1 protein-coding gene and 1 pseudogene are annotated in these 1,542 nt (G+C 51.6%); both read left to right on the top strand.

Annotated features, from left to right (window positions below; genetic code table 11):
• A pseudogene (locus HU770_RS26705) lies at window positions 1-592 on the top strand (hypothetical protein); the annotation flags it as partial.
• Window positions 592-1,542 (top strand): hypothetical protein (locus HU770_RS26710; RefSeq protein WP_186666573.1); only part of this gene is annotated, 951 nt, incomplete at its 3' end. The pseudogene HU770_RS26705 and the gene HU770_RS26710, both read left to right, overlap by 1 nt.

The following is a 1,542-nucleotide window of genomic DNA, read 5'->3' on the forward strand; positions in this document are numbered from 1 at the left end:
TGAAGTTGGCGCCAGTTATGTGGATCAGGTGGTGGTGAGGTATGGCGCGAATAGCGTGACCGGGAGAGGCGCTGCGGCGACGTTGGGGAGATTGAAGCTTTGGGGGGCTGGGATGGGAGGCTTTGTGCTGGCGTGGTGGGATTTTGTCGATGCTAATAAGCATTTCCGTGAAGCGCAGGGTAAAGCGTCAAGCGTTCATTCCCAAAGACTGGGTTACGCATACCGTACCCGAGGAGCCGCAACCATAGTACTGGCGTTGGCAGAAGCTGGAACAGCTATAGCATTAGCAAAACCCTTCTTCGACTATTTGTCCCTGAATAACCAGAATAAGACTCTACGGATTATTGGGCGCTCATTAGGGAGTGTTGCTTCACGACTAGGCACGCAGGCTGCACGCCTACTCCTGGCTCGATTAGTTTTAGGCACTTTCTGGCTGGGCTTGATCCTGACTGTATTAATCTACATATTTGAAGACGACGCATTGGAAAAGTGGTGCAAGCGGAGCAGCTACCGCTTAGAGAAAAACTCCAAATCATATGATGAGCAGGAAGAGATAGCAGCGTTGTACTCAGCATTCAGCGAGGCCCTGTAATGTATATAATTGAATGGGGCTTGTGGCAAATGGCCGTAGAGTCGTACGCCGCACGCAAGAAATCTGATGCCGAAAGAAGTGCGTCGGATAAACGTGCAGATAGGGATTTTTATGAGGGCGACTTCGAGAAAGAAACACACTTTCGCTCTGTCAGCGAAGCGCCAAAAGTGCGGGGACCAGTCTTTACGCTCAACGACACCTATATGGAAATGCGTTGCGGGGGCTCAGAAGAAAAACGCGGACTAATTACATTGATGACCTTAGGGAGTTTGATTCCGATATTGTATACTGGGTTCACGATGACGCTTAGCTCAGTTCATCTAAATATATTCTCACCTTACGATACCTCACCCCTAGACATTATACTTGCTTTACTTATGAGCCTGATGGATGGCGCAATCATTTTCTTCTACATAAAGTACGGCTTGCAATTTACACGCCTGGAAATGTTGACCAGCCGCCACTTACTTATTCGCTTCAATCGGAAAACTCAGCAAGTTCATCTTCATCGACCACCTTCATGTGGTGGCATCGTAACATTTCCTTGGAGAACAACCGGAAGCACAGGTCTTGATCCAGAAGACGACTCGCTCAGCGTGGGAATGAGACTTGGCCTGATCTGGCACCCCATCCATACCGGCCTTCCCCACATGGAAATGGCCCTACTCGGTAAACAAGGCCAGGGCGGCAGTGAACTCCGTGATGAATGGGAATTCATCCGCCGCTACATGGAAGAAGGCCCGCACGCCGTCCCCCGCCCCCGTCTGAGCACTCAACTGCCCTCACCCATCCAGGCATTCAGCGCCCAGTTCGAAGGCCTTGGCCGTTTCTTCCGCAATAGCAGTTGGCTGTTCAAACTTGCAATGCTCATGGTCTGGCCCGCTTTCGTCATCATCGGCACCGCGCACTGGGTCAGCCTGCTGCTGTGCTGGCGACCCCGCTGGCCGAAG

Origin of the sequence: Pseudomonas sp. SWRI68, assembly GCF_014269165.1 — a bacterium.
In the GTDB taxonomy this organism is placed as follows: domain Bacteria; phylum Pseudomonadota; class Gammaproteobacteria; order Pseudomonadales; family Pseudomonadaceae; genus Aquipseudomonas; species Aquipseudomonas capeferrum.